This is a genomic window from Bradyrhizobium sp. USDA 4451 (assembly GCF_054822585.1).
On record NZ_JBTRCH010000001.1, the window covers coordinates 6682177 to 6703717 of the forward strand.

Here is a 21541-nt window from a genome sequence, read left to right on the forward strand (position 1 = left end):
GCGACGGCGGCTCAGCCAAGCGCAGCCGCCGCGCTCGGATGCAGCACCGGCCGATAGCCGGACTGAAATGCACGGACGGTCGACGGCGGCGTCAGCAGCATCGCCGCGCCTGCGACCTCTGCACGCTCGTAACCGGCAAAGGACCAGCGCAACGTGGTGCCGGCCGTAACTAGAAAGCTCTCGCCATCGGCCTGCACCATCGTGCCATCGGGAAGTTCGGCGAGCGGCAACGGCAACGGATGCAGCCGCTTCCTGCCGCGGTCGAGCCGCTCGGCGTGCAGCACCGCATCCATCGCCTTGGCGCTGAGATCGCTCGTGGAGTTGCCGTGCTCCCATGCGGCGCGAAACCGGTTGGCGTCGTCGCGGCGGCAGTAGAAGCAGGGCCGGTGTCCGGCCGCGAACGCGGTCGCTTCATCGAGAAAGAACAGCTCGGTCCAGCTCTGCCGGCGCATCACCTCACGCCGCCGTCCCCTGAACTCGCAGACGCAAGTGAGCCACGCCGGCGACGACCAGCGCTTGTTCAACAGCGTCCGTGTCGCCGGATCGTGGATGATGCCGCGGTTGCCGGTGAAGGTGCCGCGATGGTGCGTGGCGACGATGTCGCCTGACGGAGTGACGCGGTTCTGCAGGGGCATGGCGCGAGTCCGATGTCCATCACGTCATTCCGGGATGGTCCGAAGGACCAGACCCGGAATCTCGAGATTCCGGGTTCGCGTCTTCGACGCGCCCCGGAATGACGGCAAGCTCACGCCGCCCCATCCCTGATCGGCGGCTGGAACGACAGCGCGGTATCCCAGGGGAAGAAGATCCAGGTGTCCTGCGACACCTCGGTGATGTAGGTGTCGACCAGCGGCCGGCCCTTGGGCTTGGCGTAGACGGTTGCGAAATGGGCGTCGGGCAGCATCTCGCGCACCAGCTTGCCCGGTCTTGCCGGTATCGACGAGGTCGTCGACGATCAACAGCCCCTTGCCGGTGCCGCCGCCGAGCTTGGCGGTCTGCTCCGAAATGCCCTTGAGCACTTTCAGGTCGCCCTGCTTGTCATGATCGTAGCTGGCAACGCAGACCGTATCGATCACCCGCAGGCCGAGTTCGCGCGCCACGATCGCAGCCGGCACCAGGCCGCCGCGGGTGATCGCGACCACCGCATGGAACGGGCCCACTTCATTCAGCCGCCAGGTCAGCGCCCGGCAGTCCCGATGGAATTGATCCCACGAGACCGGGAACGGCCTGCCGGCCCGTTCCTGCGCACTCGGTTCAGAATTTCGCTCGACCATATCGCTTCAACCCGCCGGCTTCTTCTGCGCGGCTTGCACCTGCTTCAGCATCTCCTTCACCGCGGCCATCGCCGCTGCCAGCTTCTCCGGATCGCGCGAGCGGACCACGAGATTGGTGTTCGGCTTCTGGTTCTCGTCCTGGAACGGATAGCTGCCGATGATGGTGTCCGGATTCGCCTCCGCGATCGCCCGCAGCGGGCCGCCGATATCGCCCTCGCGCGCGTCGGCGCGGACCGAGTCCGACAGCATCCGCACCCCGGATTTCAGGGTCGGCGCCACGATGTCCATCATCGCCTGCATGATAGTCGGGATGCCGGCCATCACGATGACATTGCCGAGCTTGAAGCCCGGCGCCAGGATGGTCGCGCTCTGGATCAGCTCGGCACCGTCGGGCACCCGGGCCATCCGCAGCCGCGCCTCGTTGAGGTCCTGCTCGCTCCAGCGCTCCCTGAACCGCGCCACCACCTCGGGGTGATGGTGGATATCGACGCCGAACGCCTTCGCCACGCTGTCGGCGGTGATGTCGTCATGGGTCGGCCCGATGCCGCCCGTCGTGAATACGTAGGTGTACCTATGCCGCAGCGCGTCAAGGGCGGCGACGATGTCGGCCTCCTCGTCGGCGACGACGCGGACCTCCTTGAGGTCGATGCCGATATTGGTCAGGTATTCGGCGATGAAGCCGATATTCTTGTCCTTGGTCCGGCCGGACAGGATCTCGTCTCCGATCACCAATATCCCCGCCGTGACGATCTCGCTCATGGTCTCATTCCCTAACTTGATCCCCTGACATTGCCGATCCAATGCCTTGATGTCACGGGGTTTTGCCGCCGAATTAAGCAGACCTCAGCCGGTTTTTCGGGCAGGCCTTCCGCCTCACCCTTAGCAAATGCCACAGGCCAATGCATATCGCGCTGGCCCGCCCCTTGCTACCATCCCATCAAGTCATGCACTGTGTCACATGGCTTGGGAGGGCAGTCGGGATATATGGCAGTCGCGTTCGATGAGATGAACGGCCTCGGCGAGGACCTTCGCCCGGCCTACCAGGAGCTCTCCCGCTGGCTCAAAGAGACGCCGCCGGATGCGCTCGAATATCGACGCCAGGAAGCGGAGCTGTTGTTCCGCCGGATCGGCATCACCTTCGCGGTCTATGGCGATTCCGAAGCCCAGGAGCGGCTGATCCCGTTCGACGTCATTCCGCGCATCATGTCCGCAACCGAGTGGACGTTGCTGGAGAAGGGCCTGAAGCAGCGCGTGCTCGCGCTCAACATGTTCCTCAAGGACGTCTATCACGGCCGCGACATCCTGCGCGCCAACGTCATCCCCGAAGACCTGATCTTCCAGAATCCGGTATTCCGTCCGGAGATGAACGGCCAGGACGTGCCGCACGACATCTATGTCCACATCGCCGGCATCGACATCATCCGCACCGATCCGGACAATTTCATCGTGCTGGAGGACAATGCGCGAACGCCGTCCGGCGTGTCCTACATGCTGGAAAACCGCGAGATCATGATGCGGCTGTTTCCCGACCTGTTCGCGCGGCACCGCGTGGCACCGGTCGAGCGCTATCCGGACGAATTGTTATCGGCGCTGCGCTCGGTGGCGCCGCACAGCGCCTCCGCCGAACCGACGGTGGCGCTGATGACGCCCGGCGTCTACAACTCCGCCTATTACGAGCACTCGTTCCTGGCCGACAAGCTCGGCATCGAGCTGGTCGAGGGGCGCGACCTTATCGTCAAGAACGACGAGGTGTTCATGCGCACCACGGAGGGGCTGAAGCGGGTCGACGTGATCTACCGCCGCGTCGACGACGATTTCCTCGATCCCCTCACCTTCCGTCCGGATTCCGCACTCGGCGTGCCCGGGCTGATGTCGGCCTACGCCGCCGGCAACATCACGCTCGCCAATGCGGTCGGCACCGGCATCGCCGACGACAAGGCGATCTATTCCTACATGCCCGACATCGTGAAGTTCTACCTCAGCGAGGAGCCGATCCTGAAGAACGTGCAGACCTGGCGCTGCCGCGAAGCCCAGGATCTGTCCTACGTGCTCGACAACCTCGCCGACCTCGTGGTCAAGGAGGTGCACGGCTCGGGCGGCTACGGCATGCTGATCGGGCCGGCCGCCACCAAGGCAACCATCGAGGCGTTCCGCGACAAGCTGAAGCGCGAGCCGGAGGGCTTCATCGCCCAGCCGACGCTGGCGCTGTCGACCTGCCCGACCTGCACCGACAAGGGTCTCGCGCCGCGCCATGTCGATCTCCGTCCGTTCGTGCTGACCGGCTCCAGCCACACCACCATCGTGCCCGGCGGGCTGACGCGGGTGGCGCTGAAGGAAGGCTCGCTGGTGGTCAATTCGAGCCAGGGCGGCGGCACCAAGGACACCTGGATACTGAGTGAGTAGTTGAAAGCATGCTGTCGCGCACCGCTGAAAACCTGTTCTGGCTGGCCCGTTACGTCGAACGCGCCGAATATCTCGCGCGCACGATCGACGCCACGCTGCGCGTCACCGCGCTGCCGGCGGCCTATGTCGGCAAAACCAATGAGTGGGATTCCGCGCTGCTCACCGCCGGAGTCGGCGCAGCGTTCTACGATCACTACCAGGAAGCCAACCAGCAGAACGTCGTCGAATATCTCTCCTTCTCCTCGGAGAACCCCTCCTCGATCAAGAACTGCATCGAGGCGGCACGGCTGAATTCGCGCTCGGTCCGCACCGCGCTGACCTCGGAAATGTGGGACACCATCAACTCGGCGTGGATCGAGTTGCAGGCCGTCTGGAGCAAGGGCGGCACCGGCAGCCGCGAGGAGCTGGCGAAATTCTTGCGCTTCGTGCAGGAGACCTCGCTGCGCTTCGACGGCTCGGCCTACCGCACCATGCTGCGCAACGACGCCTACTGGTTCTCGCGGCTCGGCGTGCATCTCGAGCGCGCCGACAACACTGCCCGCATTCTCGACGTGAAGTATCATGTGCTGTTGCCGGAGGAGGAGCATGTCGGTGGCCCGCTGGATTACTACCAGTGGACCTCGATCCTGCGCTCGGTGTCGGCCACCACGGCCTATCACTGGGTCTACCGGGAAACCCTGAAACCCTGGCTGATCGCCGACCTGTTGATCCTCAACGACACACTGCCGCGCTCGCTTGCGAGCTGCTACAGCAACCTGGTGCGCAATCTGGACCAGATCGGCGTCGCCTATGGCCGCCAGGGCGCTTCCCAGCGTCACGCCCGCGGCATCAGGAACCGGCTCGAGCACAGCCACATGGACGACATCTTCCAGCACGGCGTGCACGAGTTCATCCAGGAATTCATCGCGGATAACTCCAGGCTGGGTGAGATCATCACCAAGCAGTATCTGATCTAGAGTAAAAGTCGTGAAATCGGCACCGTCCGCGGGCACTGTCTTCACCTCTCTCGAAGAGAGAGGTCGGATCGCGTTTTGCGATCCAGGTGAGGGAGTTCGGTCTATCGAGGGAGCTTAGCCCCTCACCCGAATTGCTTCGCAATTCGACCTCTCCCGATGGGAGAGGTAAAATACCGTTGCTGCCAGCTCCGATCTGACCTACTGGAAACGCGACATGCGCCTGCGGATTGCCCATACCACCACCTATCGCTACGAGCCGGCGGCCTCGGGCGTGATCCAGATTCTGCGGATGACGCCGGGTAGCCATGACGGCCAGTATGTCGCCGACTGGCAGATCGACGTCTCCACCGATTCCCGGCTCGACACCCATGAGGACGCCTTCGGCAACGTCACCCATGTGCTGACGCACGGTTCGATCACCGACCTCACGATCCATTGCGAAGGCCTGGTCGAGACCCAGGACACCGGCGGCGTGCTGAAGGGTAGCGACGAGCGGTTTCCGCCGAGCCTGTTCCTGCGCCCCACGCCGCTGACCGACCTCAACCCGGCGATGACGGCGTTCGTGCGCGAGCTGCGCACGGAGGCCGACAGCGACGTGCTCGGCTTCCTGCATGCGCTGATGGTGCAGATCTACGAGCATATGACCTTCGACGAGGACCCGACCAACAGCGCCACCTCGGCCTCCGAGGCGTTCGCGCTGAAGCGCGGTGTCTGCCAGGACTACGCCCACATCCTGATCGCCTGCGCGCGTGCCGGCGGCGTTCCGGCGCGCTTCGTCTCCGGTCACTTCCTGCGCTCCGACGGCATGGTGAACCAGCAGGCCGGCCACGCCTGGGCGGAGGCCTTCGTGCCAGACTTGGGCTGGGTCGGCTTCGATGCCGCCAACGGCATCTGCACCACCGACGCCCATGCCCGCGTCGCGATCGGCCTCGACTATCTCGGCGCCGCCCCGGTCCGCGGCACCCGCTACGGCGGCGGCAACGAGACGCTGACGGTCGCGGTCAAAGTCGACCAGGCCGGACGTCCCGGACAGTGGCAGAGCCAATCGCAATCCTAAGTTGCCCGGCGACCATCCCTCGGTTAAAGACAGAGGTGGATTTCCTGGAAAGCCGACGCCAATTCGATCGTCGGCACAAGGAGACGTGGCATGTTGCGAGACGCCAACTTCTCACACATGGTCGGCACCGGACATCGCGTCTTCCTGATCATGCCGTTTGCTCTCACGCCGACCTACAAGATTCTGGCGGACACCATTCGTGACGTTCTCGATCGCTATGGCATCGCAACGGTCCGCGCCGACGATCGACAGAGCGCGGCGACCCTGTGGGAAAGCCTGCAGAAAGACATGGATTCCTGTTCCCACGCCATCGCAATTGTCGATGACCGGACCAAGTCCGGCATCAACAAGAATGTGCTCATCGAGACAGGTTACATGCTCGCACGCAAGGCCGGTGTCCTGCTGCTGAAAGATCGCACTCTTGCAAGCCTGCCTACCGATCTGCTTGGCCACCTGTATCGAACGTTCGATCCGAAGAACGTAAAGAAGACCACCACGAAGGCCGTTGTCGAATGGCTGCGCGACCAGGGGCTCGCGAAACGCCCTTCCGAGAAGCTCGTTGTCTTCGTCAGCCACGGCGGCACGTGCCGGTGCGCCATGAGCAAGGCCATCCTGCTCAACGCCTTCAAGGGGCGTACGCTGCCGTTCGACCTCAGCGTCATGTCCCTGGCCGCGATCTTTGGCGAAAGACAAGGCGCATCAAAGAGTGCGCGTTCGATCGTAAGCAAGGCGTTCGGGGAAGACATTCTCGAGAACCATCGCGTGAGAAAACGCTACCCCGCCCTGGCGGACGAAGCCGATCTCATCCTGTGCGCCAGCGCAGACTACAAACAGTATTTTCCAGAATCCAAGACGCACACGATCGGAGAGTATTTCGGCAAGCCCGGAAACATCCAGAATCCATGGCCAGACCAGGACGATGAAATCTCGTCACGTAAATACAAGGACTGCTTCGAGCAGCTTAGGGCGCTCATAGAGCCAAACAGCGAACGAATCTTGCGCGACCTGCAAGGGATGGCGCTCTCCAGCCATGTGCCGCTGAAGCGAGCCAAGAAGCGCGCGCTCGCGTGATCCCTCCTTGTTCCGCCTGCACCTTGCAATCGCGGGCTGGCCCTGCGGTGCACCCGATATGACCATGATGCGAGCATGCTATGATCGCGGCTCCGCACCCGACCAGCGAGATAAGCGATGGCAACCGTGAAACTCCTTTCAGACAATGAACTCTCGGCGGACGCCCGCGCCGTGTTTGACGACATCCGCACGACGCGGAAGTCGGACTTCATCAACAATTTCTGGCGTGCGCTCGCGCATGACCCGAAGACCTTGCGGCGGACCTGGGAGAGCATCAAACAAGTCATGGCACCGGGCGCGCTCGATCCGAAGGTCAAGGAGATGCTCTATGTCGCCGTCTCGATCGCCCATGGCTGCAGCTACTGCATTCACTCGCACACCGCGGCCGCCCGCGCCAAAGGCATGACCGAGGCCGAGTATCACGAAATGCTCGCGATCGTCGGCATGGCTGCCGAGACCAACCGGCTGGTCACCGGGCTCGGCGTCCCAGTGGACGAGGCGTTCCTGGTCGATGCACGGGGACCAACGCTGGACTCCTGACCGCCTTGCTCCGGAACGCGCAGCGTTCCCGGGGAATTGGGGTTGGATGCATCCGCGAAATTGGCTACACGTTTCCCCGCCGAGACATGCGGATCGTTGGGGACCGGAAATGACCTATTGCTGCGGAATTCTGGTGCGCGACGGCCTCGTCATGATCGCCGATACCCGCACCAATGCCGGCCTCGACAACGTCTCGACTTTCCGCAAGCTGCACATCTTCGAAAAGCCCGGCGAGCGCATCATGGCGATCGCCAGCGCCGGCAATCTCGCGATCAGCCAGTCTGTCCTGTCGACCCTGACCGAGGGCATGGAAAATCCGGACACCGGCGAGCTCGAGACGCTGATGAATGCGCCGACCATGTTCCAGGCGGCGCAGCGGATCGGCCGCGCGATCCGCTCGGTGCATGCCACCGAGGGCGACGCGCTGCGCTCCGAGGACATCTCCTTCGACGTCTCGTTCCTGTTCGGCGGCCAGATCCAGGGCTCGCGGATGCGCCTGTTCATGGTCTACACCGCCGGCAACTTCATCGAATGCACCACCGACACGCCCTACTTGCAGATCGGCGAGCACAAATACGGCAAGCCGGTGCTCGACCGCGCCATGCATTACGACGTCGAACTCTACGAGGCGCTCAAGACCGGACTGATCTCGATGGATTCGACGATGCGATCCAATCTCGGCGTCGGCCTGCCGATCGACGTGCTGGTGGTGCGCGCCGACGCCTGCGTGGCCGATCTCAACCACCGCATCGAGGCCGGCGAGCCCTATTTCCACGATCTGCGCTCGCGCTGGTCGGCGGCGCTGCGCGCCGCGCACCAGAACATTCCACGCCCGCCCTACAAGAACGAAACCGAAGCAAAAACCAAGTAAGAGGAAACTCGGAGATGACTGAGGCAACCAGCAAGATCGCACTCGTGACCGGTGCCGGCACCGGCGTTGGACGCGCCGCGTCGCTCGCTCTGATGGACAAGGGCTACACCGTGGTGCTGGTCGGGCGCCGCCTGGAGATGCTGGAGGAGACCGCCAAGCTCGGCCCCGCCGGCAAGAGCCTGTGCGTCACCGCCGACATGGCCGACCCGGCCGCGATCGCCGCCCTGTTCGACAAGGTGAAGGCGACCTACGGCCGGCTCGACGTGCTGTTCAACAATGCCGGCATGGGCGCGCCGCCGGTGCATTTCGAGGACCTGCCGCTCGAGCAGTGGCAGGCCGTGGTCAACACCAACCTCACCGCGCCGTTCCTGTGCACCCAGCACGCCTTCCGCATCATGAAGGACCAGACCCCGCGCGGCGGCCGCATCATCAACAACGGCTCGATCTCGGCGCATGCACCGCGGCCGTTCTCGGCGGCCTACACCTCGACCAAGCACGCCATCACCGGCCTGACCAAGGCCTCAAACCTCGACGGCCGGATGTATGACATCGCGGTCGGCCAAGTCGATATCGGCAACGCCGCGACCCCGATGACCGACCGCATGGTCAACGGCCCCGGCGTGCTGCAGCCGGACGGCACCACCAAGCACGAGCCGCGCATGGACGCCAAGGCGGTCGGCGACGCCGTCGCGTACATGGCCGGCCTGCCGCTCGACGCCAACGTGCTGTTCATGACCGTCATGGCCACCAAGATGCCGTTCGTCGGCCGGGGCTGATCTTCCCCTGCTCCCCGCTTGCGCCAGGGCTACGCGACGGCATGGCTGGGCTCGTCCCGGCGATGCCGTCGCAGGGGCGCGGCCAAAACATGGAAAACAACCCCATGCAAAGGAGCCGGCGGCTGCCAGCGCCCGATAGGGCACCTTGACACGTCGGGCAACTCAGCTGTATTTTCCATTATTCCGAAATTTTGTGCGCGCCGGGGGAAGGTCGGCGAGGGCAAGTCTCCATGAGGACGGTGAGAGACGAACTCGCGGAGGGTCCCCTCACCCGCCGCTTCGCGTCGACCTCTCCCCGCAAGCGGGGCGAGGTGCAATCCAGAACTCTAGCCACAATCACCGTCATTGCGAGCGAAGCGAAGCAATCCATGCATCCCCGCGGGGAAAAATGGATTGCTTCGTCGCTTCGCTCCTCGCAATGACGGGTGGCAAGAGCGGCGCCCCTACTCCAGCTTCTCGACATGCCGCAGCGTCGGGAACAGCTTCATCCAGAGCAGCGCGACCGCGACCGTGGCGACGCCGCCGAGTACGGCTGACGGCACGGCGCCGAGCAACGCCGCGGTGACGCCGCTCTCGAACTGGCCGAGCTGGTTCGAGGCATTGATGAACAGGAAATTGACCGCGCCGACACGGCCGCGCATCTCGTCGGGCGTGGCGAGCTGCACCAGCGAGAAGCGGATCACGACGCTGATCGTGTCGGCGGCACCGAGCACCGCGAGCGCCAGTGCCGACAGCCACATCCAGTGCGACAGCGCGAACACCACGGTGGCGACGCCGAACACGATCACCGCCTGGAACATGCGCAATCCCACGCGGCTGTTGATGGTGTGCCGCGCCAACACCATCGTCATGAGCAGTGCGCCGACCGCGGGCGCGGCGCGCAGGATGCCGAGGCCGAGCGGGCCGGTCTGCAGGATGTCGCGCGCATAGATCGGCAGCAGCGCGGTGACGCCGCCGAACAGCACCGCGAACAGATCGAGCGAGATGGTACCGAGGATCGCGGGATTGCGGCGCACGAAGGTGACGCCGGCAAACAGATCGTCCGACGAGCCGCCGTTCTTCACCGGCGCCTGCTGCAAGCGGCCGATGCCGCCGGTGAGCAGCGCGCCGAACAGCCAGAACACCATCATGATCCCGTAAGGCGCGCTCGGCATCAGCGCATAGGCAAAGCCGCCGAGCGCGGGACCGGTGATGGTCGCGACCTGGGCCGCGCCGCTCGAGATCGCGGTCGCCCGCTGCAACGATCCCTGCGGCGCGATCAACGGCAGCAGCGCGGCGGTCGCCGGGCTCTCGAACGCGCCGGCGATGCCGAGCACGAAGGTCGCGACGAAGATCTGGATCTCGGAGATGGTGCCGGCAAACGTGCTTCCGGCGAGAAACAATGCGGTCAGCGCTTCCGCGACCTGGCAGGCCTGCACCACGCGCTTGCGCTCGAAGCGATCGGCGGCGTGACCGGCGACGAACACCAGCAGCGCGGTCGGCAGGAACTGCACCAGGCCGACCATGCCGAGGTCGAACGCGCTGCCGGTCAGATCATAGATCTGCCAGCCGATCGCCACCGCGCCGATCTGGCTGGAGAAGCGCGACAGGCTGCGCGACGACAGGAAGAACAGGAAGGGTCTGTGGCCGAGCAGATCGCGGGCGCGGGCCGGCGTGGCGGAGGACATGGATGATGGCGTGGCCGAGCGCCTGCAACTTGTCAATGGTGGGACGGAGAACGCGCAACAGCATTGCGCTGCGCGAAGCCCCTGCCCATAATTGCGCGCGGGTTCTTGGGGGCGTGATGCTGCAGTTGCAATCGGCGTTCGGCGTGGTGGCGTTGCTCGTGATCGCCTGGGCGCTGAGCGAGAATCGGAGCCTCGTATCGCTGCGGCAGGCGGCGATCGGCCTCGTCGTCACCATCGTCACCGCACTGGTGCTGATCAAGGTGCCGCTGGTGACGCAGGCGTTCGGCGCGATCAACGATGCGGTCGGGACCATTGCCGCCGCGACGCGCGCCGGCACGGCCTTCGTGTTCGGCTATGTCGGCGGCGGCCCGGCGCCGTTCGATCCCAAGGCACCGGGATCGGACTTCATCCTCGCCTTCCAGGCGTTGCCGATCGTGCTGGTCATGAGCGTGCTGACGACGCTGCTGTTCTATTGGCGGGTGCTGCCGCCTGTGGTGCGCGGCATGGCCTGGATCCTGGAGCGCACGCTCGGCGTCGGCGGCGCGGTCGGGCTCTCGACCGCGGCCAACATCTTCCTCGGCATGGTGGAAGCCCCGCTGTTCATCCGGCCCTATCTGGCGCAGCTCACCCGCAGCGAATTGTTTCTGGTGATGACCGGCGGCATGGCCGGGATCGCCGGCACCGTGCTGGTGCTCTACGCGACGCTGCTGGCGCCGCTGATCCCCGATGCCGCCGCGCATTTCGTCATCGCCTCGGTGCTGGGCGCGCCGGCCGCGATTTTAGTGAGCCTGATCATGGTGCCGGAGACGACGGACAAGCGCACCGGCGGATCGCTCGACAATCCCGATATCCAGGTGTCGTCGACGATGGACGCCATCGTGAAGGGCACGGCCGCCGGGCTAGAGCTCCTGATGAACATCATCGCGATGCTGCTGGTGCTGGTCGCGCTGGTCTATCTCGCCAACAAGATCATCGGCCTGCTGCCGGAGATCGGCGGCGCGAAAATCTCGCTGCAACGCCTGCTCGGCTACGTGATGGCGCCGGTGTGCTGGCTGATGGGCCTGCCGTGGCCGCAGGCGATCACCGCGGGAAGCCTGATGGGCACCAAGACCGTGTTGAACGAGCTGATCGCCTATGTCGATCTGTCGAAGCTCGGTCCCGACGCGCTCGATCCGCGCTCGCGGCTGATCATGCTCTATGCGATGTGCGGCTTCGCCAACTTCGCGAGCCTCGGCATCATGATCGGCGGCCTCGGCATCATGGCGCCCGGGCGGCGCGACGAGATCAATGCGCTCGGGCTGAAGTCGATCGTGTCGGGCACGCTGACGACCTGCCTGATGGGCGCGATCGTGGGGGCGATGACGTCACCGACTTAGCGGCTGGCGTGATCCGCCCCACCCGCCTCCTTGATGAAGGCGAGCAGCAGTGCGCCGAGCCGATCCGGCTGCTCCTGCTGGATCCAGTGACCGGCGCCGTCGATCAGTTCGATGTCACGCATCCGCGTCGTCGCCTTCGTCCTCATCAGATCGAGCGTGCCCGGCGCCGCGTAGGTGCCCCAATCGCTCGTCCCGCCGATGAACAGCGACGGGACATCGATCGTCCTGCCCGAGAACAGGCGCAACTCAGCGTTCAGGTCAGGATCGGAGAAGACACGATAAGCCATGAGGGCACCTTGAAACCCGGTGCGGCCATACTCCTCGGTGTAGACGCCAAGCTCCGGCTCGGTGAGCCATTTGCAGGCCGAGGCTTCGGCGGCAGAAGGCTGGAATGGAGCGACGGTCTGGGACATCGTCTTGCCGAGATCCATCACGTAATAGGTCGGCATCTGTGCAAGTTCAGGGGCGGTTGGCGCCTGCAACGGATGCGGCTTGTTTCCGGGCCAGTCAGCGCTCTTGACGTGGAAGAATGCGCGAAGAAACGCGTGTAGACCTTGAGGGGGATGCCACAGGTCATCGTTCGCCGCCCGTGAGCTCAGGTATTGCTGATAATGCTGTCTCGGCGGATCGAGCGCCGCCAGCGCGTCCGCGAGCTTTTGATTTTCAGTGTTCGGCTGAGCCGGCGATGGCGCGCTGTCCGCAATGTTGAACGGAAACGAAGGCGGTCCGGGGAACGGGGCGCTCATCAGCACCACCGAGGGAAAGACGTCAGGTCGGGCGAGCGCGCAATAGGCAGCCACGGGCGAGCCGAAGTCGTGTCCGACCAGCATTGCCGTGCGCCGATACCCCAGCGCCGAAACCAAGCCGAGGGCGTCGCGCGTCATGTTCAAGAGGCTGAACGGCTGCAGCGGGGCGTCATAGTCGTTCACCCAACCGGTGGTACGGCCAAAACCGCGCTGATCGGGCGCCACGACATGGTAGCCGGCGTCAGCCAGGATTGGGATCAGGTGCCGCCAGCCGAAAGCCAAGTCCGGAAAGCCGTGCAGCAGCAGAGCCAGCGGCCGGCCGGGGCTTTCGCAACCGGCTTCGAGAAGATGGACATCGAGGCCGTTGACCCCGTGGATCATGCGCGAGCGGACACCCTTGGGAAGCGTTCCCTCGCCGTAGGTTGGTTGGGTCAAGTCAGCTCCTCCTGTGGGGTTTGCGCGGGCCGCTCGAAGCGAGGCCGCGACCAGGCCGGCCGCCCCCATCGCCAGGACGGCTCGTCGGGACGCTCTCTGGCTTCGGATTCGGTCGAGGGGCATCACTGGACCTCTTCTATGGTGATCGCCATAGTATGGCGATCACCATAGCGACGTCAAGCGAAACGGTTTATCTTGACGGCATGCCACGTAAGACTGACGCCCGCGCGCGCGCGATTGCCACGGCCGAACGGCTGTTTCGCATCCAGGGCTACACCGCGACTGGATTGACCCAGATCATTGCAGAGAGCGGTGCGCCCAAGGGATCGTTCTACTTTCACTTTCCGCGCGGCAAGGCGCAGCTCGCGGAAGAAGCGATCGATCATTACGTCGCAAGCAGAATGGCTGTGTTGCGGGACATCTCGGCGAACACGGCGGGCGATGCCCTGAAGTTTGTTCTTGAGATTTTCCGCACATTCGCCGCCGAAATGGTCGCCTCTGATTTCCAGTATGGATGTCTGATGCAAAATCTGGCGAATGAGCTGCCCGCGCTCGATGCCGAGCTGACAAAACGGGTGGCGCGCGGATTTGTCGATTCGACCGAGATCATCGCGGAGCATTTCAGGGGGTGCGGTTTCACTCCCGCGCGCGCATCCTCAACCGCAGCCGCCTTGGTCGCCGCCCTCGAAGGCGCGCGAACCATCGCGCGCCTGGAACGCACGCCGGCGATCTTCGAGGCGCTGGCGGAGGTGAGTGTCCAGAGGCTGTGAGTTCCCCGTCATTCCCCGGTGCGCAATTGCGCACCTGAGGGCTCGCGAAGCGAGAACCCGGAATCCATCGGGCCGCAAACCAAGTGGAAGAATGGATTCTGGGCTCGCGCTGCGCGCGCCCTCAGGTGCGCAATTGCGCACCGGGGAATGACGATCAGGCCTTCAACTCCACCGTCTTGAACTCGGCCGGCAGGATCACCTCCAGCAGTTCGACGTCATCGGAATAATCCAGGATCATGTGCTTGATACGCGGCGGCTGGGTCCAGGCGCTGCCTTCTTTCATCAGCGTCTCGCCCTCGCCGTCCATGTAGGTCTTCACCCAGCCCTTGAGCACATAGACCATCTGGAAGTCGACATCGTGGAAGTGCAGCTTCGACACTTCATCCGGATTGCACGGTCCCTGCAACCGGATCACATGCGCCTGCGCGAGGCCATGCGAGGCTGCCGATATGCCGAGGTCGCGATACTTGGCGTAGGCGCGCAGTCCGTCGGCCTTGAAATCCTCTTCGCGGTGATGGCTGATCGAGACGCGCTGCTTCGGCCGCGCCTTGCTCGGTGATTTCGGCGCGCTCTTCTTCGCCGCCGAGACGCGGCCCTTGGACTTGATGGTCTTGCGCGCGGATGATTTTTTGGCGCCGGCGCCGAGCCCGGTCCATTTCTTCTTCACCGCGGTCTTGGCTGCGGATCTCGATGCCGTCTTCTTGGCCATTGTTCGCCTCCCGTCGTGCTTGATGGCAGGAAGCTAACACAAGTCTCGCAACGTAGGGCGGGCAAAGGCGCGTGAACGCCGTGCCCGCCATTCCAGGCGTGCTCGCGATGGTGGGCACGCTGTCGCTTTCCCCACCCTAATCCTCAGCTACTGATCTTCAATGCAGCCGAAAGACGCCGTCGACTGCGCGCAGCTCGGCCGGCTTGACCAGCTTGGAATGCGCCACCGTCACCGAGAACAGCGGGCCCTCGAGCTTCTGCTGCCAGAAGGCGAGGAAATCCTGCAGCGCCGGAAATTTCGGAAACAGGTCGTAGTTCTGCCAGACATAGGTCTGCAGCAATGAGGGGTGATCCGGCATCCGATAGAGGATTTGCGCCGTCGTCAGCCCGTACCCCAGCAACTGCTTCCGGAAATCGTCGGAAACACCCCCACCAACTCGCGAGACCATGCCAACCTCCTGTGACGGAGCGCATTCACATGGTGGCCGACCTCCCCGCCGGACCACCGGCCATGGATGCGCTCACATGAGAGAAATGTGACGCACGCGACTAACTCATCTCAAGCCCAAATGTTTAATAGGTTGTTGAAATTTCGTGCGTTGGCAGCAGCTTACCGCATCTGCTAATAGCCCCGCCGGTCTCTCGGCGCGGCATTAAGCATGCCGAAATGATCTCGGCATCCTGCTGGCAGCCGACACTTACGAGTGCCAATTTTTCTGCTAGAGGCTCTTGCCCGCCGTCAAGGCTTGGCCTATGTCCTGCGCAGCCAGTCTGGCACTCGCTGGGCTGGACTGCTAACACTCCAAAAATCTACAGCATCTGCAAATGTTTAGGAGGACTGCATGAAATTCCGTCCGCTTCACGACCGCGTCGTGGTCAAGCGTATCGACGCCGAAGAGAAGACCGCTGGCGGCATCATCATTCCGGACAGTGCCAAGGAAAAGCCCTCGCAGGGCGAAGTCGTCGCAGTTGGCCCCGGCGGCCGCGATGAGACTGGCAAGCTGACCCCCATCGACGTCAAGGTCGGCGATCGCGTCCTGTTCGGCAAGTGGTCGGGCACCGAGGTCAAGATCGACGGCGAAGACCTGCTGATCATGAAGGAAAGCGACATCATGGGCGTGCTCGACGTCCCCGCTTCCAAGAAGAAGGCGGCCTAAGCGCCCCCTCCCTCCCAGGTTAAATCTCGCAAGGAAAAACTCAGATGGCAGCTAAAGAAGTCAAATTCTCCGTCGAGGCGCGCGACAAGATGCTGCGCGGCGTCGACGTTCTCGCCAACGCGGTGAAGGTCACGCTCGGTCCGAAGGGCCGCAACGTGGTGCTCGAGAAGTCGTTCGGCGCTCCCCGCATCACCAAGGACGGCGTCACCGTCGCCAAGGAGATCGAGCTCGAGGACAAGTTCGAGAACATGGGCGCCCAGATGGTGCGCGAAGTCGCCTCCAAGTCCGCTGACGCGGCCGGCGACGGCACCACCACAGCGACCGTGCTCGCCCAGGCGATCGTTAAGGAAGGCGCCAAGTCGGTCGCCGCCGGCATGAACCCGATGGATCTGAAGCGCGGTATCGACCTCGCGGTCGAGGCCGTCGTGGCCGACCTCCAGAAGAACTCGAAGAAGGTCACCTCGAACGAGGAGATCGCCCAGGTCGGCACCATTTCGGCCAACGGCGATGCCGAGATCGGCAAGTTCCTCGCCGACGCCATGAAGAAGGTCGGCAACGAGGGCGTGATCACGGTCGAGGAAGCCAAGTCGCTCGAGACCGAGCTCGACGTCGTCGAGGGCATGCAGTTCGACCGCGGCTACATCTCGCCCTACTTCGTCACCAACGCCGACAAGATGCGCGTCGAGATGGACGACGCCTACATCCTCATCAACGAGAAGAAGCTCTCCTCACTGAACGAGCTGCTGCCGCTGCTCGAGGCCGTGGTGCAGACCGGCAAGCCGCTGGTCATCGTCGCTGAAGACGTCGAAGGCGAAGCCCTCGCCACCCTCGTCGTCAACCGCCTGCGTGGCGGCCTGAAGGTCGCGGCCGTCAAGGCTCCGGGCTTCGGCGATCGCCGCAAGGCCATGCTGCAGGACATCGCGATCCTGACCGGCGGCCAGGCCATCTCGGAAGACCTCGGCATCAAGCTCGAGAACGTCACGCTGCAGATGCTCGGCCGCGCCAAGAAAGTGATGATCGACAAGGAAAACACCACGATCGTCAACGGCGCCGGCAAGAAGGCCGACATCGACGCCCGCGTTGCCCAGATCAAGGCGCAGATCGAGGAGACCACCTCGGACTACGACCGCGAGAAGCTGCAGGAGCGTCTCGCCAAGCTCGCAGGCGGCGTCGCGGTGATCCGCGTCGGCGGCGCGACCGAAGTCGAGGTGAAGGAGCGCAAGGATCGCGTTGATGACGCGATGCATGCGACCCGTGCGGCTGTCGAGGAAGGCATCGTCCCGGGCGGCGGCGTCGCCCTGCTCCGTGCCTCCGAGCAGCTCAAGGGCCTGCGCACCAAGAACGACGACCAGAAGACCGGCGTCGAGATCGTGCGCAAGGCGCTGTCGGCTCCGGCTCGCCAGATCGCGATCAACGCCGGTGAGGACGGCTCCGTCATCGTCGGCAAGATCCTGGAGAACAAGACCTACAATCACGGCTTCGACTCCCAGACCGGCGACTACGCCGACCTGGTCAAGAAGGGCATCATCGACCCGACCAAGGTCGTCCGTACCGCGATCCAGAACGCGGCCTCGGTTGCTGCGCTCCTGATCACCACGGAAGCCATGGTTGCCGAGCTGCCGAAGAAGAACGCCGGCGGCCCCGCGATGCCTCCGGGCGGCGGCATGGGCGGCATGGACTTCTAAGGTCCGGCCACTCAAGGCAATCCACGAAATGCAAAACCCCGGCAGCGATGCCGGGGTTTTTGTTTTTGAGGGGAGTAACAGTCCCTGTTGCCTTACCCCCGGAGCCGGGCAAAACTCCCTCGTCATTCCGGGGCGGCGCGCAGCGCCGAGCCCGGAATCCATTCCCCCGCTTGCTCATGGCCTATTACGTCTATCTCCTCGCTAGCGATAAATACGGTACGCTCTATCTCGGCGTGACGAACGACGTCGTTCGTCGCATCCATGAGCATAAGAGCAAGGCAGTTGCCGGCTTCACGAAACGATACGCCGTCGACAAGCTCGTCTGGTTCGAGGTCTACGATGATGCACTGACGGCGATCGCGCGTGAAAAGGAATTGAAGAAGTGGCGACGAGATTGGAAGATCAGATTGATTGAAGAAAAAAATCCCCAGTGGATCGATTTGTACCCCGAAATCGCCGCCGGACACATTGGATGAATGGATTCCGGGCTCGCGACTTCGTCGCGCCCCGGAATGACGAAATCGAAGGGCCGCCCGTGGGCGGCCCCTTCTTGTTACGCGCTCTCGGGCGCCTTGAGGCGGACCAGCTTGGTCAGCAGCGCATCGAGGCCCTGGCCGTCGCCGGCATGCAGGTCGATGCGGCCGACCTTCTCGACCAGACGCTCGAGCGACTCCAGCTCCTTGAGCCGCAGCAGCAGAGGGTTCTCCTCCATCAGCTTGGCAGTGTTCAGGAGCGAACGCGTCGCCGCGGTCTCCTCCTGCCGGCGGATCAGGTTGGCCTTCGCGACCCGCTCCGCTTCCACCACCTTGTTGACCAGCTCGCGGATCTCGCCGGGCAGGATCACGTCCTTGACGCCGAGCTCGGTGACCTCGACGCCGGACTCCGCGACACGCCCGCGGACGTAGTCCCGAAGCTCCTCGTCGAGCGCGGTTTTCGCAGACAGCACCTCGTCGAGCGTACGGCCGGCCACCGCCTCGCGGATCGCGAACTGCACCAAACGATACAGCCACGCATCCACGTCGGGCACCGTTGCCACGACCCGCTCGGGATCGACGATCCGGCGGAACGCGGTCAGCGTCACGCGCAGCGCGATGCGATCCTTGGTCAGCATCTCCTGCGCCGTGATCTCGATCGCCTGGGGACGCAGGTCGAGGCGCTTGACCTCGATCTTGCGGCCCGCGATCCAGAACGCGTGCCGGCCGGGCGCGAGCCGCTCGACGAGCTTGCCCTCGACGGTAAGCAGACCGGCCTCGTGGTTCTCGACCAGCGCCTCGGTGATGACGCCGGCCCGGTTGGGCTGGATCATCGCAAGATGGCGCGCCGTGACCCTGATGTCATCCGTCACGTCGATGCGCTCGACCTCGACCGACGTCGCGACCTTCCAGTACACGCGCGTCTGCCAGGGCGTCATCAGCTGAACGGGTCGGCCGTCGAGGCTGACGATCGCGATCTCGTTCGCGCGGGTCTCGATCGCCTCGAACAGCTCGTCGGCCAGATCGGGCCGCGCGGCCTTGATCACCGCATAGCGATCCTCAGGGAATTCGCTCCGCACGACGCCGAACAGCTCGGCCTTGAGCCCATGCAAGGGATCGAACAGGCGGTGACGTCCGGGACCGAGCACCTGCGTCAGCCGGCCGTCACGCGTCAGCAACGCGCGCTCGCCATCCTTCACCGTCAACTTGGTCGTCAAGATATGCCAAGTCATTGGCACGCCTCCAGTGTTGCGCTCAGGCCCATGGGCCGGAGAGCGGGTTTCGGTTTTGCAAAGGACGTGAGGACGCGAACGCGGCTTCCTGTCAGCCAAGCGGGCCGTGGCTTGAGCTTGCGCAATGACGGGCGCACGCGCGCGTTCGCGCGACAAAGGTCGCGCGGCCGAGCGGAGCCACCCGGCATCGGCGCAAGCGGTATCCACCGCGGCGCAAAGCCGGTCTCACAGTGTCGATGTTCGGACGAAGAGCCTTGCGGCAAGACGGCCGGACTGCGACTGAAGCGCGCGTCCGGTCCCCTTCAGAGGTATCAGCTTTTCAGGCTGAACGGAGCGCTTGGAGCGGGAATTGAACCCGCGACATGATGATTCGTAGTCACCTGCTCTACCTAACTGAGCTATCCTTTGAGAGAAGATCGGATTCGAACCGGTACCTTCGGGGTTTCAGCCCCGACGCTCGCCTATGAGCTTCATTCTCGTGATCTTCATTTCGGCGGAACACGACACCGCAGAGCGGCACGCGCCAGTCGGGATCTCAGCGAGCCCGAACCCATGGCCGAAGCGAAGGAGCGGGCTAATAAACGAAGCACGTCCGGGTTGCAAGAGGGCCGCGTGTGATTTTTTCGTGGCGTTGTGCGAAGTGGCGCCCCCTGTGACCTCGTCATTCCGGGGCTCGCGAAGCGAGAGCCCGGAATCCATCAGGCCGCATCGCTTGCGGAGAAATGGATTCCGGGCTCGCGCTTCGCGCGCCCCGGAATGACGGGTGGAGAGACTGCCGCCACCTCACCCGCTGCGCGCGACGTCCTGGAAGCAACCGCGTAGCCAGTCGATGGTGACGCGGGTCGCCGCGTCGCGCTTGAGATGGTTTTGCACCAGCAGCCAGACGTCGCGCCGCTTCGGGAGCAGCGTCGCGCGCAGCCGGCGGTCGGTCAGCAGGTCGACACAACTATGCTCCGGCAGCACGCCGACCGCGTGATGCGACTGGATCAGTTTGTGGATGATGCGGACATTGTCGGTGACGCAGCGCGCCCGCAGCCGCTTGGCGCGCAGGAACTGCATCTCCGGTATAGCGCCGAGCTCGTCCGGATAGGCGCATGTCACCGCCTCGCCCGCCGGCGCCGCGACCGGCTGGAAGAAATACAGCCTGACCTCCGCAAGCTTCGAGATCGCAAAGTCGCCCTTGTCGGGCTTGCGCAGGCGGATCGCGAGATCGGCTTCCCAGCGCGAGAATTTGACATTGTCGCTCGAGGTCAGGAATTGCAGCGTGAGGCCGGGATTGGCGCGCAACAACGCGCTCGCGCGCGGCGCCAGCACCTCCTCCGCGATCGCGTTGGTAGAGGCGATGCGCAGGCGGCCGACCGGACCCGGCAGGCTTTCGCCGATCCGGCCGATCTCCTCGGCATGCGCGGCCATCGCTTGGATATGCGCGAGCACGACGTCGCATTGCCGGGTCGGCCTGCGGACGCCGTCGGCCGCCTCGAACAGCCGCAGCCCGAGCGCGCGCTCGATCCGCGCCAGCCGGCGGCCGACTGTGGTCTCGTCGATCCGCAGCCGCGCGCTGGCGCCGGCATAGGTGCCCTCGTCCCTGACGGCCGCGATGATGCGAAGGTCGTCCCAGTTCATGGCGTCAGGCTACATCGCACCGGGCCTGCCTGCAATAACGCAGCCACCGGCTGCAATATCCCTGCATAACGGCAGGCCGCTGCACGGCTATATTTCGCAACACGTATCCGCTGGAGACCTCAGGACCATGACCGCAGCCCAAACGCTGATGCAGCTTGCCGGCATCGACCTCACCCCACCCCGCCTCGGCGACAGCTGCCTGGTGCTCATCGACATCCAGAACGAATATCTCGCCGGTCCCCTGGCCTTGCCGGACGCCAATCCGGCGATCGCGCGCGCCGCCGCGTTGCTCAACCGCGCGCGGGAAAGCGGCGCCAAGATCATCCACATCGCCCACAAGGGAGCGCCGGGAGGCCTGTTCGACCGCAGCGCGGAGCGTGGCGCGATCGTCGCACCATTGGCGCCGCGGCCGGGCGAGATCGTGATCGAGAAGCAATTGCCGAACGCATTCGCCGGCACCGACCTCAACGCGCAGCTTGTTGCGACCGGCCGCAAGGAGCTCGTGCTCGCCGGCTTCATGACCCATATGTGCGTCAGCTCGACCGCCCGCGCCGCGCTCGATCTCGGCTTCCGCACCACCATCGACGCCGACAGCTGCGCCACCCGCGACCTGCCCGACGGCAAAGGCGGCACGATCGCCGCAAAACTCGTCCACGACGTCGCGCTGGCCGAGCTGTCCGACCGCTTCGCGATCATCGCCCGCGGCAACGCCCTCGGCTGA

Annotated in this window: 21 protein-coding genes, 1 tRNA gene and 1 pseudogene; 13 read left to right on the plus strand and 10 right to left on the minus strand. The window is 64.4% G+C overall.

Annotated features, from left to right (window positions below):
* Positions 1–11: 11 nt before the first annotated feature.
* The 3 genes and pseudogenes from ACVMB0_RS31245 to ACVMB0_RS31255 form a co-directional block, all read right to left on the minus strand.
* Complete coding sequence (locus ACVMB0_RS31245) at positions 12–635, minus strand: hypothetical protein (RefSeq protein WP_461348677.1); 624 nt, start codon at positions 633–635, stop codon at positions 12–14.
* 110 nt (positions 636–745) lie between these two features.
* Positions 746–1274, minus strand: a pseudogene (gpt, locus tag ACVMB0_RS31250) (xanthine phosphoribosyltransferase).
* A gap of 6 nt (positions 1275–1280) precedes the next feature.
* Complete coding sequence (locus tag ACVMB0_RS31255) at positions 1281–2033, minus strand: competence/damage-inducible protein A (RefSeq protein ID WP_456754004.1); 753 nt, start codon at positions 2031–2033, stop codon at positions 1281–1283.
* Positions 2034–2258: 225 nt separating this feature from the next.
* On the opposite strand from ACVMB0_RS31255, the gene ACVMB0_RS31260 reads away from it, so the two are divergent.
* From ACVMB0_RS31260 to ACVMB0_RS31290, 7 genes are all read left to right on the plus strand, one after another.
* Complete coding sequence (locus ACVMB0_RS31260) at positions 2259–3677, plus strand: circularly permuted type 2 ATP-grasp protein (protein WP_456754003.1); 1419 nt, start codon at positions 2259–2261, stop codon at positions 3675–3677.
* A gap of 8 nt (positions 3678–3685) precedes the next feature.
* Positions 3686–4633 carry an alpha-E domain-containing protein gene (locus tag ACVMB0_RS31265; RefSeq protein ID WP_456754002.1) on the plus strand — a complete coding sequence of 316 codons (948 nt, stop codon included), beginning with the start codon at positions 3686–3688 and terminating at the stop codon, positions 4631–4633.
* Between the two features lie 214 nt (positions 4634–4847).
* Positions 4848–5690: a transglutaminase family protein gene (locus tag ACVMB0_RS31270; RefSeq protein WP_456754001.1), complete on the plus strand. Its 843-nt coding sequence runs from the start codon at positions 4848–4850 to the stop codon at positions 5688–5690.
* 90 nt (positions 5691–5780) lie between these two features.
* Positions 5781–6761: a TIR domain-containing protein gene (locus ACVMB0_RS31275; protein ID WP_461348678.1), complete on the plus strand. Its 981-nt coding sequence runs from the start codon at positions 5781–5783 to the stop codon at positions 6759–6761.
* A 117-nt stretch (positions 6762–6878) separates the two neighbouring features.
* Positions 6879–7301, plus strand: a complete 423-nt coding sequence (locus ACVMB0_RS31280; protein WP_456753999.1) for a carboxymuconolactone decarboxylase family protein — start codon at positions 6879–6881, stop codon at positions 7299–7301.
* A gap of 109 nt (positions 7302–7410) precedes the next feature.
* Entirely contained in the window at positions 7411–8172 is a 762-nt protein-coding gene (locus ACVMB0_RS31285) for a peptidase (protein WP_456753998.1), read from the plus strand.
* A gap of 14 nt (positions 8173–8186) precedes the next feature.
* Positions 8187–8948, plus strand: a complete 762-nt coding sequence (locus ACVMB0_RS31290; RefSeq protein WP_456753997.1) for an SDR family oxidoreductase — start codon at positions 8187–8189, stop codon at positions 8946–8948.
* 443 nt (positions 8949–9391) lie between these two features.
* Here the strand turns inward: ACVMB0_RS31290 and ACVMB0_RS31295 are convergent, their stop codons facing one another.
* Positions 9392–10615, minus strand: a complete 1224-nt coding sequence (locus ACVMB0_RS31295; protein WP_456753996.1) for an MFS transporter — start codon at positions 10613–10615, stop codon at positions 9392–9394.
* A gap of 116 nt (positions 10616–10731) precedes the next feature.
* Here ACVMB0_RS31295 and ACVMB0_RS31300 point away from each other — a divergent pair, with 116 nt between their 5' ends.
* Positions 10732–11991: a NupC/NupG family nucleoside CNT transporter gene (locus ACVMB0_RS31300; protein WP_456753995.1), complete on the plus strand. Its 1260-nt coding sequence runs from the start codon at positions 10732–10734 to the stop codon at positions 11989–11991.
* Here ACVMB0_RS31300 and ACVMB0_RS31305 read toward each other — a convergent pair.
* The gene (locus ACVMB0_RS31305) at positions 11988–13172 is read right to left on the minus strand and encodes an alpha/beta hydrolase (protein ID WP_456753994.1); all 1185 of its coding nucleotides are present in this window, start codon (positions 13170–13172) and stop codon (positions 11988–11990) included. The two genes, ACVMB0_RS31300 and ACVMB0_RS31305, sit on opposite strands and share 4 nt — an antisense overlap.
* 203 nt (positions 13173–13375) lie before the next feature.
* Here ACVMB0_RS31305 and ACVMB0_RS31310 point away from each other — a divergent pair, with 203 nt between their 5' ends.
* Positions 13376–13942, plus strand: a complete 567-nt coding sequence (locus tag ACVMB0_RS31310; RefSeq protein ID WP_456756505.1) for a TetR/AcrR family transcriptional regulator — start codon at positions 13376–13378, stop codon at positions 13940–13942.
* A gap of 154 nt (positions 13943–14096) precedes the next feature.
* On the opposite strand, the gene ACVMB0_RS31315 is transcribed toward ACVMB0_RS31310, so the two are convergent.
* A complete protein-coding gene (locus ACVMB0_RS31315) occupies positions 14097–14651 on the minus strand; it encodes a cupin domain-containing protein (RefSeq protein ID WP_456753993.1) in 555 nt (184 codons plus the stop codon).
* 157 nt (positions 14652–14808) lie between these two features.
* Positions 14809–15099 (minus strand): usg protein, encoded by a 291-nt coding sequence (locus ACVMB0_RS31320; RefSeq protein WP_456753992.1) that lies wholly within the window; start codon positions 15097–15099, stop codon positions 14809–14811.
* 393 nt (positions 15100–15492) lie between these two features.
* Here ACVMB0_RS31320 and groES point away from each other — a divergent pair, with 393 nt between their 5' ends.
* The 3 genes from groES (at position 15493) to ACVMB0_RS31335 (ending at position 17968) form a co-directional block, all read left to right on the plus strand.
* The gene (gene groES, locus ACVMB0_RS31325; protein ID WP_050422292.1) at positions 15493–15807 is read left to right on the plus strand and encodes a co-chaperone GroES; all 315 of its coding nucleotides are present in this window, start codon (positions 15493–15495) and stop codon (positions 15805–15807) included.
* A gap of 44 nt (positions 15808–15851) precedes the next feature.
* A complete protein-coding gene (gene groL / locus ACVMB0_RS31330) occupies positions 15852–17492 on the plus strand; it encodes a chaperonin GroEL (protein ID WP_353701484.1) in 1641 nt (546 codons plus the stop codon).
* A gap of 176 nt (positions 17493–17668) precedes the next feature.
* A complete protein-coding gene (locus ACVMB0_RS31335; RefSeq protein ID WP_456753991.1) occupies positions 17669–17968 on the plus strand; it encodes a GIY-YIG nuclease family protein in 300 nt (99 codons plus the stop codon).
* Between the two features lie 77 nt (positions 17969–18045).
* Here the strand turns inward: ACVMB0_RS31335 and ACVMB0_RS31340 are convergent, their stop codons facing one another.
* The 3 genes from ACVMB0_RS31340 to ACVMB0_RS31350 all read right to left on the minus strand — a co-directional run bounded on the left by ACVMB0_RS31340 (position 18046) and on the right by ACVMB0_RS31350 (position 20820).
* A complete protein-coding gene (locus ACVMB0_RS31340) occupies positions 18046–19197 on the minus strand; it encodes a slipin family protein (RefSeq protein WP_456753990.1) in 1152 nt (383 codons plus the stop codon).
* A 337-nt stretch (positions 19198–19534) separates the two neighbouring features.
* Positions 19535–19601: transfer RNA gene (locus ACVMB0_RS31345), tRNA-Arg, on the minus strand.
* 379 nt (positions 19602–19980) lie between these two features.
* Positions 19981–20820, minus strand: coding sequence for a LysR family transcriptional regulator (locus ACVMB0_RS31350; RefSeq protein ID WP_456753989.1), 840 nt, complete (start codon positions 20818–20820; stop codon positions 19981–19983).
* A gap of 127 nt (positions 20821–20947) precedes the next feature.
* Between ACVMB0_RS31350 and ACVMB0_RS31355 the strand changes: the two genes are divergently transcribed.
* Positions 20948–21541 (plus strand): cysteine hydrolase family protein, encoded by a 594-nt coding sequence (locus ACVMB0_RS31355; protein WP_461348679.1) that lies wholly within the window; start codon positions 20948–20950, stop codon positions 21539–21541.

Excerpts from the sequence above, each read along its gene's own strand:
- ACVMB0_RS31355 (WP_461348679.1), top strand. The coding sequence starts at position 20,948 with ATGACCGCAGCCCAAACGCTGATGCAGCTTGCCGGCATCGACCTCACC.
- groL (WP_353701484.1), top strand. The coding sequence starts at position 15,852 with ATGGCAGCTAAAGAAGTCAAATTCTCCGTCGAGGCGCGCGACAAGATG.
- ACVMB0_RS31265 (WP_456754002.1), top strand. The coding sequence starts at position 3,686 with ATGCTGTCGCGCACCGCTGAAAACCTGTTCTGGCTGGCCCGTTACGTC.
- ACVMB0_RS31255 (WP_456754004.1), bottom strand. The coding sequence starts at position 2,033 with ATGAGCGAGATCGTCACGGCGGGGATATTGGTGATCGGAGACGAGATC.
- ACVMB0_RS31320 (WP_456753992.1), bottom strand. The coding sequence starts at position 15,099 with ATGGTCTCGCGAGTTGGTGGGGGTGTTTCCGACGATTTCCGGAAGCAG.
- ACVMB0_RS31245 (WP_461348677.1), bottom strand. The coding sequence starts at position 635 with ATGCCCCTGCAGAACCGCGTCACTCCGTCAGGCGACATCGTCGCCACG.
- ACVMB0_RS31285 (WP_456753998.1), top strand. The coding sequence starts at position 7,411 with ATGACCTATTGCTGCGGAATTCTGGTGCGCGACGGCCTCGTCATGATC.
- ACVMB0_RS31295 (WP_456753996.1), bottom strand. The coding sequence starts at position 10,615 with ATGTCCTCCGCCACGCCGGCCCGCGCCCGCGATCTGCTCGGCCACAGA.
- ACVMB0_RS31300 (WP_456753995.1), top strand. The coding sequence starts at position 10,732 with ATGCTGCAGTTGCAATCGGCGTTCGGCGTGGTGGCGTTGCTCGTGATC.
- ACVMB0_RS31290 (WP_456753997.1), top strand. The coding sequence starts at position 8,187 with ATGACTGAGGCAACCAGCAAGATCGCACTCGTGACCGGTGCCGGCACC.
- ACVMB0_RS31310 (WP_456756505.1), top strand. The coding sequence starts at position 13,376 with ATGCCACGTAAGACTGACGCCCGCGCGCGCGCGATTGCCACGGCCGAA.
- ACVMB0_RS31260 (WP_456754003.1), top strand. The coding sequence starts at position 2,259 with ATGGCAGTCGCGTTCGATGAGATGAACGGCCTCGGCGAGGACCTTCGC.
- ACVMB0_RS31335 (WP_456753991.1), top strand. The coding sequence starts at position 17,669 with ATGGCCTATTACGTCTATCTCCTCGCTAGCGATAAATACGGTACGCTC.
- ACVMB0_RS31315 (WP_456753993.1), bottom strand. The coding sequence starts at position 14,651 with ATGGCCAAGAAGACGGCATCGAGATCCGCAGCCAAGACCGCGGTGAAG.
- groES (WP_050422292.1), top strand. The coding sequence starts at position 15,493 with ATGAAATTCCGTCCGCTTCACGACCGCGTCGTGGTCAAGCGTATCGAC.
- ACVMB0_RS31275 (WP_461348678.1), top strand. The coding sequence starts at position 5,781 with ATGTTGCGAGACGCCAACTTCTCACACATGGTCGGCACCGGACATCGC.
- ACVMB0_RS31270 (WP_456754001.1), top strand. The coding sequence starts at position 4,848 with ATGCGCCTGCGGATTGCCCATACCACCACCTATCGCTACGAGCCGGCG.
- ACVMB0_RS31350 (WP_456753989.1), bottom strand. The coding sequence starts at position 20,820 with ATGAACTGGGACGACCTTCGCATCATCGCGGCCGTCAGGGACGAGGGC.
- ACVMB0_RS31340 (WP_456753990.1), bottom strand. The coding sequence starts at position 19,197 with ATGACTTGGCATATCTTGACGACCAAGTTGACGGTGAAGGATGGCGAG.
- ACVMB0_RS31280 (WP_456753999.1), top strand. The coding sequence starts at position 6,879 with ATGGCAACCGTGAAACTCCTTTCAGACAATGAACTCTCGGCGGACGCC.